We start from the raw sequence: 4,146 nt of genomic DNA, 5'->3' as shown, positions 1-4,146 counted from the left end.
GCGCGGAAGGTGGACATGGTCCTGCTGGCCCGGCTGTCGGAGGCCGACTGCAACGGCCGCGGCGGCGTGTTCGACTGCAGCTTCGGCCAGTGGTTCCTCGACCGCGTGGCGGCGCTCGGCGTCGAGCATGCCCCACCGCCGCCGCTGCTGCTCGGCCGTCACCTGATCGCGCTCGGCGTCGCGCCGGGACCGCGCATGGGAGAGATCCTGAAGGCGGTCTACGAGCAGCAGCTCGATGGGGTGGTGACGACGGTGGAGGAGGCCATCGAGGCTGCGCGTGGCAATTTGAAATCGCACATTTGAGATTCTCGGGCGAGGGCCTCCGGCCACTCGCCACGATCAGGGATGGCGAGCGAGCGGTGGCCGTCAGGCCGAGCCGCCGTCAATGTCGAATGTCGAATGTCAAGTTACCCCAGCAGCTCGGCGAGCGCTGCGAGCGACACGTTGCCGCCGCTGAGCACGGCCACGACCGGGCCCTCGCGCGCCCAGTCGGCGATGCGCGGCAGCGCACCGGCCACCGACGTCGCCCCGCTGGGCTCGATGGCGATGCGCGCCGTGTCCCACAGCGCCCGCGCCGCCTCGACGATCTCGTCGTCGCTCACGGTGATCACCTCGTCGACGAACGCCTGCACGTGCAGGAAGTTCATCACGCCCGGCCGCACGGCCATCAGCCCGTCGGCGATGCTGCCGACCGTGGCGAGCGTGATCGGCATGCCCGCCGCCAGCGACTGCGACATCTTGGGGGCGCCGTCGGGTTCCACGCCCACGACGCGGATCGACGGGTCGGTGAGCTTGACGGCCGCGGCGACGCCGGAGATGAGCCCCCCGCCGCCAACGGGCACCACCACCGTCCGCACATCAGGCACCTGCGCGACGATCTCGAGGCCGGCCGTGCCCTGTCCCTCGATGATCGGCAGGCAGTCGAAGGGCGGCACGACCATCAGTCCGCGCTCGTTGGCGATCGCCTCGGCGCGGGCCTGGCGGTGCACCGTGGTCGTGCCCGCGAACACCACCTCGGCGCCCCAGCGACGCGCCCCGTTCACCTTTACCGCTGGCGCCGTCTCGGGCATGACGATCACCGCGGGTATCCCGAAGCGATGGGCAGCGAAGGCCACTGCGGTGCCATGGTTGCCCGACGAGTACGTGATGACGCCGGGGGCGCGCTGCGCCTCGGTCATCCGGGCGAGGTAGTTGTACGCCCCGCGGATCTTGAACGCGCCGATCGGCTGCATCTGCTCGCACTTGACGTGCAGCGGCAGCAGGGGCGCCAGGTCGAGCACGGGGGTGCGGCGGGCGATGCCCTGCACGCGCGTGGCAGCTTCACGGATGCCGTCGAGGGTCGCCAGCATCAGCGTCCGGCCTTCCGGGCGCGCCGCTGTGCGCGCGTGTGGAGCCGCATCAGGGTCGCGCCGAGCGAGTCGGGATCCAGACCGGCGGGCGCCAGGGCCGAGAGGCGCCGGGCAATCGGGGCGAGGCCCAGGGCAAGCCTGGGCAGGGCCCGCAAGGACGAGCGAAGACGCATGCGGGAATTCTAGCGGCTCGGCGCGGCCGAGCGGGACGCCCGGCTCCCGCGCAACGCGTCACGAGTCCTGCTGGTCCTGCTCGCGCTTGGCACGCCCCCGACGGAGTTCCTCGAACAGCCGCGGGATGTTGCCCGACACGGAGTGCAGCGACGGCGCCCAGCCGAGCGCCAGCGATCGGGCGCTGCGAATCCGCTGGTCGAGCGCCAGCGCATCCGCATACGGCCCCATCTTGGCGCGGGCTTCCGGCAGCGGCACGCAGCGGATGTCGGGCGGGTGCGGACGATGGGCCGCGATCGCGTCGGCGATCGTCCGGACCTGCTCGTCGGCGCCGTCGGTCCCGTGGAACACGCCGTGCCCCTCGTCGCTGGCGATGACCCGCACGTACAGGTCGGCCAGGTCACGGTCGTACACCAGCGGCCAGTGGTTCTCGCCGCTGCCCACGATCCGCATCAGCCCGTTCTCGGCCGAGGCCAGCATGTCCGACACGATCCCGCGCGAGCCGCCATAGACGATGCCGGGGCGGATGACGGCCGCACGCAGACCACCACCAGCCCCGAGCACCCAGTGCTCGTGGGCCGGACGCCAGGCCACCAGGTCCACCGGGGCCATCGGCGCCGACTCGTCCACAGGTTCAGGGGCCGGGCCGAGCACCGAGATGCTCGATGTGTACACGAGCACCGCGGGGCCGCGCTCGCCGGCGCGGCGGGCGAGGTCGACGAGGGTCTCGAGGGCAATCTGCTCGATCTCGACGCCCTTGGGCGACGGCTCGAAGGCGGCGTGCACGAAGGCGTCGCAGGAGGACGCCTGCACCCGCCAGGTGTTGGGGTTGCCGAGGGTGCCGACGGCCGCGTCGACGCCCCGGTCGGCGAGCCGGCGCGCCTTCTCCTGGTGCCGGACCAGCGCCACCACCTGATGCGAGGCCCGCTGCAGCGCGTCGACCACCGCCGACCCGACGTAGCCGGTGGCTCCCGTCACGAACACTCGCATACGTGCTGTCGCCTTCCTCTGCGTCCGGCCGGCCCTCGCGCTCGAGCGCGCGTCGCCCTCCGGGGACGCCATTCTAGCCCGCTTCGGGGACTCGCCGGGCCGCGCGATTCATTACCTCGGCCATAAAGAACGTTGCGACACGAGCGAGCGCACGAGGTACCCGGGGGACACCCGATTCGCGCCCCCAGTGCCGACTCCCGACTCCCGACTCCCGAGACCGTCTAGATCTCCCAGAGCCGCTGCGCGTCGTAGCAGGTGACCATCCCGTCGGTGCTGACCTTGAGGACCGGGCCGAAGCGCCCCGCCGCCTGCGCGGCCGTGGTGCGGGCCCCTTCCGACACCCAGGCATCGCCGCCTTCGCCGTGGGGATGCATGAGGATCGCCCCGGCCGCGATCAGCCGACCGTGCGTGTCGACCACCGTCGCACCATCGAGGCTGGCCAGCGCCATCAACACGCTCTCGTCGACATCGTCGAGCGTGCGTCCGCGCAACAGGTAGTGCAGGGGACGCCGACTGCTCTCGCCCGCCGCACCGGCGGGCGCGGGACGATCGAGGCGATCGACGGGCGCGACCAGGGCTCCTGCCGACTCGGCGTCACGCAGCACGACCAGCAGGGCGCCCTGACGGGCGTCAGCCATGTCGAGCGCGCACTGGAACAGCTTCTCCGCGATCGGGCGCGAGCCGACGGCCTGCAGCCACTGCACGTACTTGGCCTCGACGTCGAGCAGGCGCCACTCGGCGTTGCGGAACGTGAAGACGTGGGCGCCCTCGGCGAAGACCTTGATCTCGTGCGAGGGGCTGAGCACGATGCAGGTGTCGCGGGTGCCGAGCGTGGACGCCGCGTGCTGCCGGTAGGCCGAGGGGCACGGCGAGGTGATCGCCATCATCGGGTGGATCTCGCGGGCCCGGTGCGTGATGTCGATGATGTCGAGCAGCAGGCCGTCCTCGCCGACCAGGAACACCGTGCGCATGCCGTCGCAGAGGCGATAGAAGCTCTTGATGGCCGTCAGGGACTGGCCGTACATCCGCGCCGCCCCCTGCCGCGCGTGCGGCTCGTCGTCGCCGAGGACGAGCACGCCCGACGAGATCGCGTGGCTCTCGTAGCTGGAGAGCGCCGCCACCCGCAGCACCTCGATGCAGTGGGCGAGACGATCGGCGCGGTTGCGCTCGACGCCGGCCCGGTACGGGCGTCGGTCGAGGAACGCGGCCACGTAGCGGTCCTCGATCAGGCCCTGGAACAGGTCGGCACGCGCCGCCATCACGGCCGAGTCGAAGATGGTGCTGTACCGCGCCGCCAGGACCTCGCCGATCGCCCGCGCCACGCGGAGCTCGTGCGCCGTGAACGGTTGCGACCGCGGCACGTGCAGGATGTGCCGGGTGCCGAACCAGCGCAGCACCAGTTCGCAGGGGTCGTCGGTCGGCTCGATGGCGAGCGACCGGATGTCCGAATCGGTCAGCGAGGCTTCGAGCTCGAGGGTCGCGCGCGCGAGGAAGCGCTGGAGCGCCCCCTGCAGCAGGCTGTCGTAGAGCGCGCTCGCAGCAAAGGCCGGCGGCACTGGCATGGGCGTCCACTATCATATGCGGCGCATGGCCCCCGGCCCCGGCGAGACATCCTCGCCACGGCGTGATCCCGTCC

Annotated in this window: 4 protein-coding genes and 1 pseudogene; 1 reads left to right on the top strand and 4 read right to left on the bottom strand. The window is 71.8% G+C overall.

Annotation, left to right across the window (positions count from 1 at the left end; genetic code table 11):
• Nucleotides 1–303 (top strand): annotated as a pseudogene (locus ACIRDX_RS21155) (hypothetical protein); the annotation flags it as partial.
• A 104-nt stretch (nt 304–407) separates the two neighbouring features.
• Here the strand turns inward: ACIRDX_RS21155 and ACIRDX_RS21150 are convergent.
• From ACIRDX_RS21150 to ACIRDX_RS21135, 4 genes are all read right to left on the bottom strand, one after another.
• Nucleotides 408–1,349 carry a threonine/serine dehydratase gene (locus tag ACIRDX_RS21150; RefSeq protein ID WP_396627417.1) on the bottom strand — a complete coding sequence of 314 codons (942 nt, stop codon included), beginning with the start codon at nt 1,347–1,349 and terminating at the stop codon, nt 408–410.
• Entirely contained in the window at nt 1,349–1,522 is a 174-nt protein-coding gene (locus ACIRDX_RS21145) for a hypothetical protein (RefSeq protein ID WP_396627416.1), read from the bottom strand. Before ACIRDX_RS21145 ends, ACIRDX_RS21150 begins: the two co-directional genes overlap by 1 nt.
• Before the next feature lie 58 nt (nt 1,523–1,580).
• Nucleotides 1,581–2,498 carry an NAD-dependent epimerase/dehydratase family protein gene (locus ACIRDX_RS21140; protein WP_396627415.1) on the bottom strand — a complete coding sequence of 306 codons (918 nt, stop codon included), beginning with the start codon at nt 2,496–2,498 and terminating at the stop codon, nt 1,581–1,583.
• A 233-nt stretch (nt 2,499–2,731) separates the two neighbouring features.
• Entirely contained in the window at nt 2,732–4,072 is a 1,341-nt protein-coding gene (locus tag ACIRDX_RS21135; protein WP_396627414.1) for a hypothetical protein, read from the bottom strand.
• Nucleotides 4,073–4,146 lie beyond the last annotated feature (74 nt).

The organism is Luteitalea sp. (assembly GCF_044337415.1).
Lineage (GTDB): Bacteria > Acidobacteriota > Vicinamibacteria > Vicinamibacterales > Vicinamibacteraceae > Luteitalea.
This window is presented reverse-complemented; position numbering and strand designations above follow the sequence as displayed.